The 15051-nt window shown below is 53.2% G+C and carries 14 protein-coding genes; 11 read left to right on the top strand and 3 right to left on the bottom strand.

All coding sequences use genetic code 11. The features are described from left to right. Positions 1 to 11: 11 nt before the first annotated feature. Positions 12 to 968 (bottom strand): glycosyl hydrolase family 5, encoded by a 957-nt coding sequence (locus ACYZT8_RS09875; RefSeq protein WP_461980651.1) that lies wholly within the window; start codon positions 966 to 968, stop codon positions 12 to 14. Positions 969 to 1286: 318 nt separating this feature from the next. Between ACYZT8_RS09875 and ACYZT8_RS09880 the strand changes: the two genes are divergently transcribed. The 8 genes from ACYZT8_RS09880 to ACYZT8_RS09915 all read left to right on the top strand — a co-directional run bounded on the left by ACYZT8_RS09880 (position 1287) and on the right by ACYZT8_RS09915 (position 10877). Next, positions 1287 to 1727 (top strand): low molecular weight protein-tyrosine-phosphatase, encoded by a 441-nt coding sequence (locus tag ACYZT8_RS09880; RefSeq protein ID WP_461980653.1) that lies wholly within the window; start codon positions 1287 to 1289, stop codon positions 1725 to 1727. Between the two features lie 41 nt (positions 1728 to 1768). Next, positions 1769 to 3997 carry a polysaccharide biosynthesis tyrosine autokinase gene (locus tag ACYZT8_RS09885; protein WP_461980655.1) on the top strand — a complete coding sequence of 743 codons (2229 nt, stop codon included), beginning with the start codon at positions 1769 to 1771 and terminating at the stop codon, positions 3995 to 3997. A 105-nt stretch (positions 3998 to 4102) separates the two neighbouring features. Beyond that, positions 4103 to 5185 (top strand): glycosyltransferase, encoded by a 1083-nt coding sequence (locus ACYZT8_RS09890; protein ID WP_461980657.1) that lies wholly within the window; start codon positions 4103 to 4105, stop codon positions 5183 to 5185. Between the two features lie 14 nt (positions 5186 to 5199). Further along, the gene (locus ACYZT8_RS09895) at positions 5200 to 6312 is read left to right on the top strand and encodes a polysaccharide pyruvyl transferase family protein (RefSeq protein WP_461980659.1); all 1113 of its coding nucleotides are present in this window, start codon (positions 5200 to 5202) and stop codon (positions 6310 to 6312) included. Continuing rightward, the gene (locus ACYZT8_RS09900; protein ID WP_461980661.1) at positions 6309 to 7529 is read left to right on the top strand and encodes an MATE family efflux transporter; all 1221 of its coding nucleotides are present in this window, start codon (positions 6309 to 6311) and stop codon (positions 7527 to 7529) included. Before ACYZT8_RS09895 ends, ACYZT8_RS09900 begins: the two co-directional genes overlap by 4 nt. Continuing rightward, positions 7529 to 8632 (top strand): hypothetical protein, encoded by a 1104-nt coding sequence (locus tag ACYZT8_RS09905; protein WP_461982409.1) that lies wholly within the window; start codon positions 7529 to 7531, stop codon positions 8630 to 8632. The genes ACYZT8_RS09900 and ACYZT8_RS09905 overlap by 1 nt, the downstream gene beginning before the upstream one ends. Positions 8633 to 8644: 12 nt before the next feature. Then, positions 8645 to 9682: an acyltransferase family protein gene (locus tag ACYZT8_RS09910; protein ID WP_461980663.1), complete on the top strand. Its 1038-nt coding sequence runs from the start codon at positions 8645 to 8647 to the stop codon at positions 9680 to 9682. A 43-nt stretch (positions 9683 to 9725) separates the two neighbouring features. After that, a complete protein-coding gene (locus ACYZT8_RS09915; protein WP_461980665.1) occupies positions 9726 to 10877 on the top strand; it encodes an SGNH/GDSL hydrolase family protein in 1152 nt (383 codons plus the stop codon). A gap of 4 nt (positions 10878 to 10881) precedes the next feature. On the opposite strand, the gene ACYZT8_RS09920 is transcribed toward ACYZT8_RS09915, so the two are convergent. Continuing rightward, positions 10882 to 11289, bottom strand: coding sequence for a mannose-1-phosphate guanylyltransferase (locus tag ACYZT8_RS09920; protein WP_461980667.1), 408 nt, complete (start codon positions 11287 to 11289; stop codon positions 10882 to 10884). Between the two features lie 28 nt (positions 11290 to 11317). Beyond that, positions 11318 to 12151: a UTP--glucose-1-phosphate uridylyltransferase GalU gene (gene galU / locus ACYZT8_RS09925; RefSeq protein WP_090182155.1), complete on the bottom strand. Its 834-nt coding sequence runs from the start codon at positions 12149 to 12151 to the stop codon at positions 11318 to 11320. Between the two features lie 303 nt (positions 12152 to 12454). Here galU and galE point away from each other — a divergent pair, with 303 nt between their 5' ends. The 3 genes from galE (at position 12455) to ACYZT8_RS09940 (ending at position 15050) form a co-directional block, all read left to right on the top strand. Beyond that, the gene (gene galE, locus ACYZT8_RS09930) at positions 12455 to 13471 is read left to right on the top strand and encodes a UDP-glucose 4-epimerase GalE (protein WP_461980669.1); all 1017 of its coding nucleotides are present in this window, start codon (positions 12455 to 12457) and stop codon (positions 13469 to 13471) included. A gap of 139 nt (positions 13472 to 13610) precedes the next feature. Then, the gene (locus tag ACYZT8_RS09935; protein WP_461980671.1) at positions 13611 to 13853 is read left to right on the top strand and encodes a hypothetical protein; all 243 of its coding nucleotides are present in this window, start codon (positions 13611 to 13613) and stop codon (positions 13851 to 13853) included. An 87-nt stretch (positions 13854 to 13940) separates the two neighbouring features. Next, a complete protein-coding gene (locus tag ACYZT8_RS09940) occupies positions 13941 to 15050 on the top strand; it encodes a polysaccharide biosynthesis/export family protein (RefSeq protein WP_461980673.1) in 1110 nt (369 codons plus the stop codon). Position 15051 lies beyond the last annotated feature (1 nt).

Genomic DNA, 15051 nt, shown 5'->3' on the forward strand with positions numbered 1-15051 from the left:
GGGGGCGGTCGCTACTTCAGTAACGTTTTGACGGCCGCTTGCGCAGGTTTTGATTTTCCATCAGATGACATTAATCCGAAACTTCGCTCACGATCGTTGCTGCCTGAATCGCTGTTTTTCCATTCATAAAGTGACGTCAGCGGTATATTCAGTTTTTTCACATCCGAGATGAATCTTGTAATGCGTGACGCTTGTCCGGCGGTGCCTCCGATCGAACTGAGCGATGGCACTCCCCATTCGGTAATGACCCCCGGTACACGGAAGTTATCGAGAATAAACGCCTGAACACTGCTGATCTGGGTGCCCGACATGCCATAGGGGTGGTAGGAGACCGCGCTGAGGCATTGAGGGTAATCCTTGATGATCTTGGTCAGTGCAACGGTCGCCCTGGAGTCTTTGGTTGGCGCCTTTGCGAACCCAAACCCGATCAGTGGGGTTGAATGATCACGCTGTTGTAGCGCGTCGCACACTGCGCTCATGAAAGGCATAAACGTTACTTCAAAATCCTGGGTGGGCCAGTATTTAGGCAAGTCCGGCTCATTCCAGATTTCAATGGCGACAAGCTGCGAGCTGAACGCGTTTTCCAGTCCGATGACCGAGTTCGCGAAGGAATCTCCCGCCGCGGCGAGATCACTGCCACTGCTTTGCGTTTTGTGGGTTAACGCCTTGGTTGAGCGAACAGTCATCAATACCGGCAGGTCGGCGGATTTGGCAGCAGCGAAGGCTTCATTGATCTGGTGTTGATACGCCGGGTTGCCCAGGCTGTTCGTCCAGACGCCAAAGCGTACGAATCCGAATCCTGAGGCTTTGATCTGTTGGGCGTCGGCGGTCGAGAAATTTTGAATCTTCACCTGAACGCCTATTGTCTTGTTGTCTGGCGCCAGTGCTGAAAAAGTCTGGCTGGCGTATGCGGGGCTGAAGGCGCCAAGTATAAATAGCGTTGAAGTGGCAATCAGTCGAAAACGCATTATCGGGATTTCCTGTTGAGTCAGTGTGTCGTCCCTGGCATGGGTCTGGGTCAAAATAGCATTAGCCAGTTAATACAGCGATATCATTAATCCTCTACTCCAACCCCTTCATTGTTAATTTTTGTCGGATAAATAACTTCCCGATATCGAGTGTTATTTATGGTCCGGCTTTCTGGTTGGGCGTTTTTTGTGTGTCGTGGTATCTAATACACTTGTATTTTCATGATGGACCCATCTCTGAATGCGGGACGATCTAATCGGCTCACTCATATCTTCGTTATACGTTGGCCGATTCGACACTACACGGGAAGAGTAGCCTTGTTCAGAAAGATTCTTGTGGTCTGCGTCGGCAATATTTGCCGAAGTCCTACCGCTGAACTGTTGCTTCGCCAAGCGCTGCAACCTTCAGGTATCTCAGTGACCTCCGCGGGATTGAACGCGCGGGTGGGTGAGTCTATGGAGCCCGACGCACTTCTGGTTCTTGAAGAACAGGGCCACGAAGCCCAAGGGTTTAAAGCGCGGCAGATTACTCCGGCCATTGTTAATGAGTCAGACCTCATTCTGGTCATGGAAAAAGAGCATGTACAGGGCGTACTAAGAATTGCATCGCACGCCAGGGGCAAAGTGTTTCTTCTGGGGAAGTGGCAGAGTGAGCGCGAAATAAAGGACCCGTATCGTCAAGGAAAAGCTGCCTTTGTCCATGCCCATGCATTGATTGAAGATGCCGTTTGCTCATGGGCGCAGCGCCTCGGACGTTGATGGATTTTCAGATTAGTAATAATGGTAAAAGAATAGACCTTATGCAGTTACCGTCAGTAATCAGCACCCGGGATAAAGATCGAGACGAGATTGATCTGCTCGGTTTATTAGGCACATTGATTGACCATAAATGGTTGATCGGTGCCATCACCGGGGCGTTCATGGTGACCGGTGCCGCGTATTCGATTTTATCGCCGCCCGTGTACTTGGCGAACGCTCTGGTTCAGGTCGAGCCGAAAAAGAACGACATGCTGGGTTTCTCGGATATCAGCAGCATGCTCGGTGGGCAATCACCGGCGGCTACCGAGATCGGCATTATCAAGTCCCGCGCGGTCATTGGTAAAACTGTCGATGATCTGCGTCTTGATATTGTCGTAACGCCCAACACCTTTCCCGTTATCGGCGGCTTTCTTGCGCGACGATATAAAAGTACCTCCACGGAAAGTGTTTCGCCGCCACGTTTCGGCATGAACAGTTATGCATGGGGCGGCGAGCGCCTTGATATCGAACAGCTCAATCTGCCAAATGAGTTGTTGGGCAAGAAGTTGATGCTGGTTGCCGAAGAGCAGAATCGATTCAAGCTCTACGATGACAATGGTGGTTTGTTGGCTGCTGGCGCCACCGGCGAAGCCATCGCGCAGGAGGGTGTCGAGGTGCTCGTCGCGAGCATGGCCGCGAATCCGGGCACTAAATTTGAAGTCGTGCGCAATCCTCGCATTGTCACCATTCAGAATTACCAGGACGCCCTCGAGGTCTCCGAGCAAGGTAAAGAGTCGGGCATTATAAGTCTGGCCCTGGCCAGCACCGACTACGCCCTGGCGGTGAAGATTCTCAACAAGGTCTCAAGACTGTATGTGCAGCAGAATGTGCAACGCACCTCTGCCGAGGCGGCTCAGAGTCTGGAGTTCCTGCAGGCGCAACTCCCACAAGTCAAAGACGATCTGGTCAAAGCCAGTAACGCGCTTAACAGCTATCAAACCCGCGGTAATACAGTAAATATCTCGCTCGAAACCAAGTCTGTCCTGGAACAGATCGTGGTGCTGGATACGCGCGTCTCGGACTTGAAACTCCAGCAAGCGGAAATGGATCGAAAGTTCACCCGAGAGCACCCTGCCTACCGCGCCTTGATGGCTCAGATGGGGGACTTGAACAAACAGCGTCAAGGGTTGGAAAAAAAGGTCCAGGGGCTTCCGGCTACACAGCAGGAACTGTTGAACCTGACCCGTGATGTTGAAGTGGCGACACAGATCTATACCCAGCTTCTGAACAAATCCCAGGAGCTGGACATCATCAGGGCAGGGGCGGTCGGCAATGCGCGGTTGATTGATACGGCGGATGTCGACATCACGACCCCGGTCAAACCTCGTAAAGCCCTGATCGTACTGATCGCGACTTTCCTGGGTGGGTTTGTCGGTGTTGCTCTGGTGTTAGTGCGTAAATCGCTGAGCAGAGGACTCGAGGGGCCAGAAGCCATCGAACAACTTGGACTGCCCGTCTACGCCTCCATTCCTTACAGCGCCCTGCAACAGGAAGAGGACACTAAAAAAGTCCGGCTGGGCGATAGTGCCAGCCACCGGGCGTTTCTACTGGCGCTGCGTAACCCCACAGATTTGTCCATCGAATCGATACGCAGCCTGCGTACCTGTCTGCATTTTGCGGGGCTGGATGCGACCAACAACCGGATCATGATTTCCGGTCCGAGCCCCCAGGTCGGCAAGACGTTTGTCTCCTCTAACCTGGCTGCGGTCATTGCTCAAAGCGGGCAACGGGTCGTGCTGATCGATGCCGATATGCGCAAAGGTCATCTGCACAAGACATTGGCTACCCCGATCAGCAATGGTCTATCCGATCTGTTGACCAAGCGCTGCAGCATTGAGCAGGCCATCAACAAACTCGAAGTCGATAACTTGCATTTCATCAGTCGTGGGCAGGTACCGCCTAACCCGTCAGAGCTGTTGATGCATGCCAACTTCAGAGAACTCCTGGCAGAACTGAGTGAACGCTACGACGTGGTGATCATCGACACGCCACCTCTACTGGCCGTGACAGATGCTGCCATTGTCGGGCGTGAAGCCGCGATTAATCTGATCGTGACGCGCTTCGGTGTAAATCCTGCCAAAGAGATCGAATTGACTATTCGCAGGTTTGCTCAAAACGGTATCGAATTGAAAGGCGCGATTTTTAACGGCGTCGAGAAACGAGCGTCCAGCTATTACGGTAGTGGCGGTTACGGCTATTACAACTATGAGTACGCCTCTGACAAGTCGTGATGCGAGTTCTATCTGCCAAGTAATTGGATTGAGAGTGGGTCGACGATTGTTAACCACTTTCAGCTCTCTTTTGCTTGCGACTACGTTCATGGAATTGGGTGGATTGTGAAAAAAATACTACACGTGGCGGAAACGATCAAAGGTGGCGTTGCAACGGTCATCCGGACGATATCGACCCCTCCTGAGGGCGACGCCCGGCAGTATGAACTGGTCTATTTGATCCCGTTCGACCAGAAGAAAGAACTGCATGGCATTGATGAAAAAGACATCAGGACCTTCTCCAGGAACAAGAGAGATGTTGTCTCCCTTCTGCGGTTTGCCTGGCAACTGATCCGAGTGATCTTCAAGGAAAAACCGGATGTCGTGCATTTGCACAGCACGTTCTCCGGCGTCATTGGCCGATGTGTTTGCGTAGTCATGCGCCCTTGGCGGTCACCGAAAATAATCTACTGCCCGCACGCGTTTTCGTTCTTGATGGAAAGCTCTCCCGCCAAACAGAAAGTGTATTCCCTGATTGAGCGTCTTTTGCAAAAAGTGACGGATGTCATTATCTGTGTCAGCCAGTATGAACTGGATAAAGCGGCCTCTTTTGGTATCGACCGCCACCGCATGAAGCTGATCTACAACGGCATTCATTATAGAAACGATGAAAGCCTGTCCAGTCAGCGTACGGATATTCAGCTCTTGTTTGTGGGTCGACTGGATTACCAGAAAGGCTTTGATGTTTTGCTCAAGGCATTCACTGCAGTCGAGCGCACCGACTTGAAACTGACGGTTGTCGGCAGTGCGGTGAATGAGGAGCCGGTAGAGTGCCCCGTCATTGACGGCGTTGAATACCTGCCTTGGGTAACCCCCGCCGAAGTGAATGCCCTCTATAAAACGGCAGACGCCCTGATTGTCCCGAGTCGCTGGGAGGGTTTTGCCATGGTCCCGCTCGAAGGAATGGCCATGGGCGTGCCCGTTATTGCCAGTGACTGTACATCGTTGCCTGAACTGGTGACGCACGACATCACGGGCTACATATTTTCGACGGGTGATCACCAGGCGCTCGCCAACATTCTGGTGAATATCAAGAAACAAAAGTTGCTGGAACTCGGCACCGAAAGCCGCAAGCGGGTGCGCGAGCGATTCAGCGCAACGCTGATGATCCAGCAAACCTATGACGTGTATTCCGCTCAAACTTATTAAGTAGATATCAAGATATGAACGTAACTATTTTGCATGGCTACAGTGCGTCAAATTCGGGTGATGGCCTTCTCGTTGATTTGGCCATCGCCTTGGTGCTGCGAAACTTTGGTAAGGACACCTTAATCAACGTCGTTGCGTCAGACCCTCAATCATTTAGTTACCTTCCCTATAAGCGGTATGACGCGCCGGTCATGGCGGCTAAAGGGCTGGGACGCGTGAAGGAAGCTGTCTTCCTTAAACAGTCTTACGCGCCGCTCGCCGACCTCTTGAGTACCAGTGATCTGATCGTCGGGGTGGGCGGCGGGTACATGCGCTCAAAAAGTGCCTTTGAACACATCAAGTTGAAACTGGGTCATGCCAAGCAGCTCGAAACGGCGATCTTGAGCAAGGTGCCGTCGGTTTACCTTCCGCAAAGTATCGGCCCGTTCCATGGTGAGAGCAGCGCGATCGTAGAACACTACGCCAGTGCCGATGCGGTATTTGTCCGGGATAACAGGTCGTCGGATATTTTCGCGTCCAATGCCAATGTCTATCGAGCGCCAGACCTGGCAGTGCAGGCGTTGGCGAAGAAGATACTGGTGCAACCCAAGTTCACCCGCTGTGCGGCATCGCCGGCCGTGGTCTGCGTGGTTTTACGCAAGCCGCCGGAATGGAGCAAAGAGAAGAAAGTTGCCTACGTTGCCAACCTGAAGCTTCTGTTGAAGCGACTAAGGGCCAAGAGCAAAGTGGTCTGCGCTGTCCAAAGCGCCGTCCGTGGCAACGATGACGGGGCGTTCTATCGGGAACTCGGCATTACTGAGGACCTCTTGCCTTTGAAGGCAACCCTGTCCAAGTATCAGCCCGACCTGGTCATTTCCGTACGGCTGCACGGAGCCATTGAGTCTCTCCTCGCCGGCGTGCCTGCGTTCCATATCAGCTATGAACGCAAAGGCTTTGGCGCCTATCAGGATATGGGCGTGGAAGACTGGGTGATCAACGGCGGAGATATCAATGTCGACACCATCATCGACACCGTTTACGCCCCGAATGCGTTGTCCAGATTCGGTAAAAAACTGACCGACACCTGCAAGGAAATCGAAGCCAAAACGGAGCTGATGGACAAGATCATCAAAGGGATTGTTCGATGATATTTCGGTTGTTGCTACGGGGAGGTGCATTAGGCGCGAAGTTTTTACTGGTGTTGGCCATCACTCATTACCTGGGTTATGACGCATTGGGTTTCTATGGAGTAGTGGTCGCCGCCTCCTTGATCTCCTCGAAGTTTTACAGCGTCGGGTTCAGCTCTGAAATCAATCGGCTGATCAGCGTGGGGGGCAGTACGAGGCTCGTCGTTGATAAGGTATTGGTTCTGTACCTGGCCGTTGGTTTGTTGTTATCGGTGGTCACGGTCGCCCTCTACTCACTGTTCAGTGATGTTGAGGCGAGTGCCGCGCTGATCGCGTGCGTTACGCTTTTGCTGCTCACCGAGCACCTGTCCTTCGAAATAAACTCGTTTGTCTTTTCCGCACAAAAAGCCAACTGGGGCGCGTTGTTGTTCTTTATCAAAACCGGCCTATGGGCGCTTCTAGCCGTTGGCGGACTCATAGCGGGCGTGGTGTCCACCATCGCCAGCGTTCTTTGGTTATGGGTAGTGACCAACCTTCTGGTAATCGTGGCCGGTTACTTCATTGTGGTTAACGTTCACAAGGGCCGAGAAGTCAGTGCCGTCACCACGGCTTCTGTCTGGAGAGCAGGGCTGCCCTTTTATCTGGGAGGCGGGCTGATCGCATTAAGTCAGTACGCTGAACGTTTTCTCATTCTGGACATGGAACCGTATGCCAGCCTCGGCAAGTACGTGTATTCCTGGTCTGCCGCCAACACGTTGCAAGCGCTGTCCTACGCCGTCGTTGCTGTGGTGGGCATTCCCGTGCTCGCCAAGCGTTATAAAGATAACCAGCAGGCGCTGACGGTCCGGCAGCTGTTCGTTAATCAATGGGTGCTGCGTTCTCTCATTGTTTCCTGCGCGGTGGCTGTGCTGATTTATGTCTTCTTTAACGTCCTGCTTGATTATGTGGCCGCGACTGTCCCGCGCCCCGATAACCGGATTCTAGCGATCCTGATTTTCTCTTTTGCCCTGCGTGCTGTCGGCGACATCGTATGGGGCGGTCTTATTGCCTCAAAAAACAGTCGGGTTTCATTAGCCAGTGCGGCAATTTGTCTGGTGATTTCACTGCCTGTCAGCTACTTGCTCATCAAGCACTATTCAATTTATGGCGCGGCGTGGGGCAATGTCTTTTCGATTACGGTGCAGTTGGCCGTCATTGCTTTGCTGACCAGGTTCGCCCGGGCGAAGGGGAGCTTGTAATGGCTATCTCTCTACCGTCCATAGAGTTTCGCGGAAGAAAACTCGACTCGCCCATTTCATTCCTGATTCTTCTGTGTGGGCTTTTTCTGTCTATCGCGATGCCGCTGCTGATGCACCGCGATCCTGGTCCTGATGCAATGACCTTGTGGTCGTCTTACGTTCGTTCCGACAACTGCAATTTCTGGAATCCGTTTTCACCAGACCGGTCTTCTTATGAGTGCTCGGCCTACCTGTTGCGCCCCACCGGTATCAACCTGACCAATGCGTGGGCCTACGGGATGCTGTGCAACCTGTTTCTGACCTCTATCCCGGTCTTCATCTTCAAAAGAATACCGATAACGTTATTTCTGACCTTGTGCCTGTGGGGCGTGGTCAGGTCGTTTTTTCTGGATAACCTGACCAAGGAAATCATTGTCTCGGTGGCGGTGATCGCCATTCTGTTTTTCTCCTTTTCGAAACGATACCGCGCGGGCTTTTTTCTTTCTGCGCTGTTTTACGGCGTGCTGATTCGGCCCTATTGGATATTGTTTTCGTTGGTCTGGGTTGGCGTGTGCGTGATGAAGAAGCATGTATCACGTTTCAGTTTTTTCGTGATGTTGTTCATGTTCTATCTGGTGATCGCCACGGCCATTCAGTTGCTGGTCGGCTATTCGGTTTCGTCCATTCGAGCGAGTAACAATGAACAGCGCACCCTGGGTGAAGAGGGGTCAAAGTCATTGATCGTGTCGTGGTTTAGCGGCGGTGACTTTGTCTCGCAAGCTGTGGACTCGATGAGCATTTTCTTCAGGCTGTCTTTCCCGGTGGAGCTGATACTTCTCTCCGGCCTGGGCCAGATCATCTTCGTTGTCCTGATGATGATGACCTCGTTGTTGATGTTCAAAATGATGACGTCGAGTCACTACAAGGGCTCAATCATCGCGCCAAAAGTCAAAGAGCTGATTGCGATCCCACTGTCCTTTTTATTGGTGCAGGGTTTGTTCGAGCCTGACTTCGGCTCGTTTGCCCGACACTTCTCCATGGTGGTTCCGGTGCTGTTTCTGGGGTTGGGGTTGCAGTTGCGCTCAAAAAAACCTGAGTCGGTTGAATCAAGCGTCTTGCGCTGAGGTTTGTGGTTTATGCAAAGCAAGAAAAAATCGTTGGAAATAGAAACGCTCAGAGGCCTGGCGTGTCTGCTGCTGGTGCTCTATCACGTGATAGGGCCCTTGGGCGGCGGGCTGAAAATAGACCTGGGATCTCCATTTCGGGTTCTGGCTGATTCGATGGTGTACGTGAGGATGCCGCTGTTCACCTTTATCTCGGGTTATATCTATTCGATTTATAAAATCAGGGGCAATGACTTCTCCGCTTACTGCGTTGGCAAGGTGAGAAGGTTGATCGTGCCTTTGTTTTTTGTCGGAATTCCATTTTCAGTGCTTCAGGTTGTCGGGCCGGGAGTGAACAAGGACCTCGGTTTAATCGACGCCTTATTGTCGTTTTACGTACCGGTTAACCATTTCTGGTTTTTGCAGGCAGTTTTTATCATCTTCATGTTTGTCGGTTTTCTGCAGTGGCGCGGTCTGTTGCAGTCAGCGACGCGGCAGTACCTGCTGTTTTTATTTTCGGCGGTGGTGTTCCTGTTGCCGTCCTTTCCGGTCGATACGTTTGGCATCAATGGCGCCGTCTATTTGCTGCCGTTCTTCGTCACGGGAATGATTTGCCACGAAAATGTCAGTGCTTTAAAGCGATCGCTGAAAGTGATCGGGCCGGTCGTGTTCGTCTTGATATCGGTTGCGCTGCTTTACATTGCCGCCGTGGATCGCGAACTCATTGTCGATCGCCGAAGCCTTGTCGGTTTGCTGGTTGGCTGTACGTCCTGCGTTGCGCTACTGTCGAGTGACTTGCGCTCGAAAGCATTGATCTGGCTCGGCGGATACTCTTACGCCATCTTCCTCTTTCACGTGCTGTTTGCCGCCAGTTCACGGTTCGCCTTGGGCCGGTTGGGTGTTACAGACGAGAGCGTTCTGGTCGTGGGCGGTGTGCTGTGCGGATTGTTGGGACCCGTGCTGCTGTCGAATGTTTTCAGCCGTTTTTCCATTACTTCTGTTCTGTTTTTGGGCGAACGTGCAAGCAACAAAAAGACTTCAGAGACAGGGTTTAAGGTGTCTCAGTCCTGAGCGCCAACTCAGCCTGCTTGCTGACAGATAGAAGGATGAGCCAATGGACTATGTCGAAGATGTGCGATCCGTTCCGGCTCCGGTGATCGAAGTAAGAAGTTCACGCGAGCGGCTTGCCGCAATGGCCAAGGGTAAAGCGGGGGAGGTGCTGGCCATCTCGGTGATTGGCGACAGCTACAGCGCCGGGCAGGACTTTTATCTGAATGACCTCACTCAGCACCTGGCGAAGGATTTTGGTTTCGCCGGGCCTGGCTATGTAGGGTTCAATCACGGCGCCGCGCTGGGCGGTACGAATTTCAAATACACCCGCAGTAACAAGAAGTACTTCGGTGGCGATTGGGATGTTTCCAGTCTGGGCCAGGCGAGTCCGGACAGCCGCACCGTTACCGGGCAGGCGGGTGCTTATCTCGAACTGGATTCCAACGAAACGACTTCCATCAATACGTCTATTGCCCACGCCAAATTGCTCTACCTGGGTAATGGCAAAACCAGTGAGATGCGCTATCGGTGGACACCTTCAGACACGTGGCATCCTTTGACGTTAAGCGGTTCAGGGGTTCAGGAAGCGCAACTAAGCGTCCCCTCCAGTGCTGAATGGGTGTTAAAACTCGAGGTGGTGAAAGGTGCGCCGACATTGTTCGGGTTGTGGCTGGCCAATAATAAGAGCGGTGTCAGGGTCTCCAAACTCGCCGCTTCCGGCGCAGCCTCCGGTGACTTTTATAAAAGCGACCGCCCATGGCAAACCCAATGGAAGGCCGTCGTTTCAAAGATACCGGCGGACGTTTACCTGATCATGTTAGGCGGTAATGATCAGGGGTTTGGCGTTAAGCCCAACGACTACCTGGAGAACATGAAAGGGCTGGTGCAGATGATTCGCGACGTTCATCCGGCGGCGAGCATCAATGTGATCCTGCGCCAAGACACAACGCGCGCCAGTGCCTATCCGATGACAGAGTACGCTCAGGTGCTTGAACCTTGGGCACGTTCGGAAAACATCGCGTATGCGAGTTTGCAGTGTACGTTCGGTCCCGACTTCAAACGCTACGCCAATGACGGGCCGACGCCCATGATCGGCCCGGACAAAATACACCCCATCCCGGGTTCTGGCGGTCGGCTTATCGCGGATTACTTGTATCGCGTGATGGTCGGTGGCGTCAGTGAAGAGCCGGGTAAATGCGGTTCCGCTTTGAACTAATCATTCACCGTTCAAAGTGTTCCAGATGACTCAGTAACTCTGCGGTTTTCAGAGGCATCAAGTCAGGATCACATCGCGTTTCAACATTGATGACGACTGCCGGGTCGCTGTAGCGGACGCGAACCCGGAATCGCCAATCGTTGAAAATCACTTTAAGCCCGTCGCGTTCATCGATATCCAGGGCCTGGTGGCCGTACAGGCTGTTCAAGTGGGTCAGGAGCGCAAAGGGGTCCCTGACCGGGCGATAGATATCGCCCGAAGAGGGGAACACCCCGATACGCTCAACCAACAAGGTTGTGCCAAACCAGGCAGCCGAGGTGGAAGATAACGACGGTTTTTTTGACAGCCAGGCCATCACCCCGAAGTTGCTCGCTTTGTGTTCGATGTCTACCGAGCGTTTTGCAGCGGTCATAGTGGCCTGCCTGGGTGAATGAATTGGGTTAGAGACCGTTGAGATACAGTTGCTCATAGCAAAAGTTGGTGGCGTCGATATAGCCTTCTGCACCACCGCAATCAAAGCGCAGGCCTTCGAACTTGTAGGCCAGCACGCAGCCATTTTGCGCCTGCTTCATCAGCGCGTCGGTAATCTGGATTTCGCCGCCCTTGCCCGGTTGGGTATCGGCGATCAGATCAAAAATATCGGGGGTCAGAATGTAGCGGCCAATGATTGCCAGGTTGGACGGTGCGTCCTCGGGCGCCGGTTTCTCGACCATGCTGTTGACCCGGTAGATCCCTTCGGAAATCAACTCGCCGGCGATCACGCCGTATTTGTGCGTCTGATCACGGGGGACTTCTTGAATGGCCACGATCGAGCAGCGGAATTTTTTGTAGAGCTTGATCATCTGCGCGAGTACACCGTCGCCTTGCAGGTTCAGGCACAAGTCATCCGCCAGCACCACGGCAAAAGGTTCGTCGCCGATCAAGGGGCGACCGCTGAGAATCGCGTGGCCCAGGCCTTTCATTTCGACCTGACGGGTGTAGGCGAACGTGCAGGTTTCAATCAGCTCTCGCGTGCCGGCCAGAAACTTTTCCTTCTCCGTGCCGCGAATCTGATGTTCCAGTTCATAGCTGATATCGAAATGGTCTTCCAGTGCACGCTTGCCCCGACCGGTCACAATCGCCATGTGTTGCAAACCCGCGTCCCGTGCCTCTTCAACGGCGTACTGGATCAAAGGCTTGTTGACGATCGGCAGCATTTCCTTCGGCATGGCTTTTGTAGCAGGCAAAAAACGCGTGCCATAACCGGCGGCGGGGAACAAGCATTTACGAATCATAGATATATCCTGGAAAGTCATTGTCCACAGCCACACAAAAAAGTATGAGTGCGGGTTTTGATGTATTACGGCGGTTGTACTTTAATACCTCAGAGAAGATTTGATGGCAATTAATAGCATGTGCAGAGTGGGGTAGATGTTATTAGTTGTCGGGCTTGACGGTGTTTAGTTAATTTTAGTCGGTGTCTATCAATAGTGTCGGTTGTTATGAAGTGCTAATAAGTCATTGGCTTCGATGGGTGATGTGCGCATTAAACATTTGCACGCCATTGAGCACTTCAATACCCCACTATGGACCGCTCTATGAAGATTCTGGTAACGGGTGGAACCGGTTATATCGGTTCACACACCACACTTGCGCTGCTTGAGGCGGGCTTCGACGTGGTTGTTCTGGACAACCTTTGCAACAGCTCTGATGCGTCCCTGCACGCGATTGAATCCATCTGCGGTAAATCAGCCTTAATGATTCACGGGGATGTGTGCGACCGAGCACTGCTGGACCGGATTTTTCAGGCGCATTCCATCGACGCTGTCCTGCATTTTGCCGGGCTCAAAGCCGTAGGCGAGAGCGTGCGCAAGCCGCTTGAGTATTACGAAACCAACGTGTGCGGGAGCATTACCCTGTGCCAGGCGATGTCCGCGGCCGGGGTGTTCCGGTTGGTGTTCAGTTCATCGGCCACGGTGTACGGCGCGCCTGAGCAGATGCCGATTCGTGAAGATTTTCCTACAGGCACACCCACCAATCCTTACGGGCAATCCAAGCTGATCATCGAAAACGTGCTGCATGATCTGTGTGCGGCAGAGCCGAGATGGAGTATCGCGCTGTTGCGTTATTTCAACCCGATCGGCGCTCACGCCAGTGGGCATCTGGGGGAAGATCCCAGCGGAATACCCAACAACCTGGTGCCTTACATCAGCCAGGTTGCCGTCGGCAGTCTGCAGGAACTGTCGATATTTGGTGACGATTACCCCACCGTCGATGGCACCGGTGTGCGCGACTACATCCACGTGGTGGATCTGGCGGACGGACACCTCAAGGCATTGCAGTCGATCTCGACGCGTACCGGAATCAACATCTGGAACCTGGGCACGGGAGATGGTTACAGCGTTCTCGAGGTGCTGCGGGCATTCGAACAGGCTTCGGGGCGGCCAGTGCCTTATCGCGTGATGCCGCGACGTTCCGGCGACGTTGCCAAGTGTTGGGCCGATCCGTCCAAAGCGGCGAAGGACCTCGGCTGGAAGGCCACGCGGAGTTTGCAGGAGATGATGACGGACACCTGGCGTTGGCAATCGAACCATCCCAAGGGCTACTTGGAATAAGGCTTTAGGGCCTTCAGTCCCGCGGATTTTCTGCTGAACTGTTATATCAGGACGCGATGTTAATTATGGTCGGGAAAATTGACTGGAAACACCTCACGCAAGTCCGTAGATATAAAGAACACGCAGGAAGGAGTTTGATATGAAAAAGACGATGGTAATTGTCGTGTTGTCCATGATGAGCAGCGGGGCTTTCGCTGTAGAAATACCGCTCTCGCTGGATACAAAAGTGCTGGGTGATGTAACGGCGGCACAAGCTGCACTGGCCAGCACCGCGCTGGTTTCAGGTGCAGTGGCTGCCTCCAGCAGCGGTGGAAGTTCCAATGGCGGAACCACCGGAAGTACTGGGACGACTGGCACTACCGGGACCACCGGCACAAACTGATAAATACCGCAGGTGTCACACAAGATTGCCCGGCTAACAACTGGGCGATCTTGTTTTGGGTTTGCCCTTGAATAGCGTAGTGCCATTATGATTCGTAGTATTCCTTTTTTAATGCTGGCAAGTATTGCTTTGCAAGGTTGTATGTTTTCGCCGGGTCAACATATGAGCACCAGCGATATCACTCGCGAAGGTGCCAGCGAAAACAGTCGGGTCGAGCTTATTCCGATTACCCCCAAGCTCATTGCCATGGACAGGGCCACTCAGATACATGAGTCATTGCCCCTGGAATTGTTGACCACACCGGACGAATACCGCATTGGTAATAACGATGTCTTGTACATCACCGTATGGGATCACCCTGAACTGACCGCACCTTCTGGCGCGCAACAGCAGATCGATGCAAACGGTCGCCTTGTGCGTTCCGATGGCACGCTTTACTACCCCTACATAAAAGAAGTCCAGGCTGCCGGAAAGACCATCCAGCAACTGCGATCCGACATCGCCGAGCAGTTATCGACGTTCATCTCGGACCCGCAAGTAGACGTCGCCGTGTTGCGTTTTGCCAGTCAGAAAGTGGTGGTGTCGGGAGCCGTGTTGAAAGCAGGCCCGCAAGCGATTTCCACGAACCCGCTCAATGTGGTTGAAGCCTTGGGTTCTGCGGGTGTCGACCCTCTGAATGCTGACTTGTCGGGGTTGCTGTTGACGCGAAACGGGCGGGTTTATCCGCTGAACCTCGATGCGCTCAATCAACAGAATGCCGAGTTGCAGAAGGTCTACCTCAGAGGCGGCGATCAGTTGTATTTGCCGTACAACGACAGCAAAAAGATTTACGTGATGGGCGAGGTCAATCAGCCGCGCGCGTTGACGTTCAAGACCCGCACCATGAATCTTTCTGATGTTATTGGCTCGGTAGGGGGGTTGAACCAGACCACCTCAAACGGCAACGCCGTGTACGTCATCCGGGGTGTGGAAAACCTCGATGTGGAACCTGCCAAAATCTATCAGCTGCAAGCCGAGTCACCTTCGGCCATGGCGCTCGCCACTCACTTCGATGTTCGTCCCCAGGACATTGTTTATGTAGGCCCTGCCAACGTCACGCGTTGGAACCGCTTCATCAGTCAATTGGTGCCATCGGCCTCGATTCTCGGCATGGGCGCGGCGGCACAAAACAACTTAAGTGAAGCCAACAGCAGATAAG

The organism is Pseudomonas sp. LB3P93 (assembly GCF_054898025.1).

What these genes read in the sequence shown, in the direction of transcription:
- ACYZT8_RS09875 (WP_461980651.1), bottom strand. Translation starts at nt 968, where the DNA reads ATGCGTTTTCGACTGATTGCCACTTCAACGCTATTTATACTTGGCGCC.
- ACYZT8_RS09885 (WP_461980655.1), top strand. Translation starts at nt 1,769, where the DNA reads ATGCAGTTACCGTCAGTAATCAGCACCCGGGATAAAGATCGAGACGAG.
- ACYZT8_RS09895 (WP_461980659.1), top strand. Translation starts at nt 5,200, where the DNA reads ATGAACGTAACTATTTTGCATGGCTACAGTGCGTCAAATTCGGGTGAT.
- ACYZT8_RS09900 (WP_461980661.1), top strand. Translation starts at nt 6,309, where the DNA reads ATGATATTTCGGTTGTTGCTACGGGGAGGTGCATTAGGCGCGAAGTTT.
- ACYZT8_RS09905 (WP_461982409.1), top strand. Translation starts at nt 7,529, where the DNA reads ATGGCTATCTCTCTACCGTCCATAGAGTTTCGCGGAAGAAAACTCGAC.
- ACYZT8_RS09910 (WP_461980663.1), top strand. Translation starts at nt 8,645, where the DNA reads ATGCAAAGCAAGAAAAAATCGTTGGAAATAGAAACGCTCAGAGGCCTG.
- ACYZT8_RS09915 (WP_461980665.1), top strand. Translation starts at nt 9,726, where the DNA reads ATGGACTATGTCGAAGATGTGCGATCCGTTCCGGCTCCGGTGATCGAA.
- ACYZT8_RS09920 (WP_461980667.1), bottom strand. Translation starts at nt 11,289, where the DNA reads ATGACCGCTGCAAAACGCTCGGTAGACATCGAACACAAAGCGAGCAAC.
- galU (WP_090182155.1), bottom strand. Translation starts at nt 12,151, where the DNA reads ATGATTCGTAAATGCTTGTTCCCCGCCGCCGGTTATGGCACGCGTTTT.
- galE (WP_461980669.1), top strand. Translation starts at nt 12,455, where the DNA reads ATGAAGATTCTGGTAACGGGTGGAACCGGTTATATCGGTTCACACACC.
- ACYZT8_RS09935 (WP_461980671.1), top strand. Translation starts at nt 13,611, where the DNA reads ATGAAAAAGACGATGGTAATTGTCGTGTTGTCCATGATGAGCAGCGGG.
- ACYZT8_RS09940 (WP_461980673.1), top strand. Translation starts at nt 13,941, where the DNA reads ATGATTCGTAGTATTCCTTTTTTAATGCTGGCAAGTATTGCTTTGCAA.